Annotated in this window: 1 protein-coding gene and 2 tRNA genes; all 3 read left to right on the top strand. The window is 50.2% G+C overall.

Annotation, left to right across the window (positions count from 1 at the left end; translation table 11 throughout):
* The first annotated feature begins 154 nt into the window (after nucleotides 1–154).
* Nucleotides 155–229 (top strand) — tRNA-Gly (locus HED65_RS13145).
* Nucleotides 230–235: 6 nt separating this feature from the next.
* Nucleotides 236–311, top strand: a tRNA-Thr gene (locus HED65_RS13140).
* A gap of 118 nt (nucleotides 312–429) precedes the next feature.
* Nucleotides 430–763: GTP-binding protein (locus HED65_RS13135; RefSeq protein WP_227647127.1), on the top strand; the 334-nt coding region annotated here is incomplete at its 3' end.

Below are 763 nucleotides of genomic sequence, written 5' to 3'. Positions count from 1 at the left end.
CACAGACTTCGAAGGTTCGAATCCTTCCCCCACCACCACTTTCTGGCAGCGTTAATGCCGCCGGAGCTGGTTGGAAAAATTAACCAGCTCAAACAAAAAAGAGAGAAATCTCTTTTTTTGTTACAGAAAGAACTGGGTAGCCGAGTTTCAGGATGCGGGCATCGTATAATGGCTATTACCTCAGCCTTCCAAGCTGATGATGCGGGTTCGATTCCCGCTGCCCGCTCCAATACGTGCTGATATGGCTCAGTTGGTAGAGCGCACCCTTGGTAAGGGTGAGGTCCCCAGTTCGACTCTGGGTATCAGCACCACTTCACTTCTCCTTCCCGTTTCTCTCTGTTTCAATTTTACTGTATTCAACAATTCAGGCATTTCGCCTGGTTGATGTGGTGATATCACCGATTTATCCGTGTCTTAGAGGGACAATCGATGTCTAAAGAAAAGTTTGAACGTACAAAACCGCACGTTAACGTCGGTACTATCGGCCACGTTGACCATGGTAAAACAACGCTGACCGCTGCAATCACTACCGTTCTGGCAAAAACCTACGGTGGTTCTGCTCGCGCATTCGACCAGATCGATAACGCACCAGAAGAAAAAGCTCGTGGTATCACCATCAACACTTCTCACGTTGAATACGACACCCCGACTCGCCACTACGCACACGTAGACTGCCCAGGCCACGCCGACTATGTTAAAAACATGATCACCGGTGCTGCGCAGATGGACGGCGCGATCCTGGTTGTTGCTGCGACTGACGGCC

Origin of the sequence: Pantoea sp. LS15 (assembly GCF_012241585.1) — a bacterium.
Lineage (GTDB): Bacteria > Pseudomonadota > Gammaproteobacteria > Enterobacterales > Enterobacteriaceae > Enterobacter.
The sequence above is the reverse complement of the archived record's forward strand: the minus strand, read 5'-3'. Positions and strand labels throughout refer to the sequence as shown.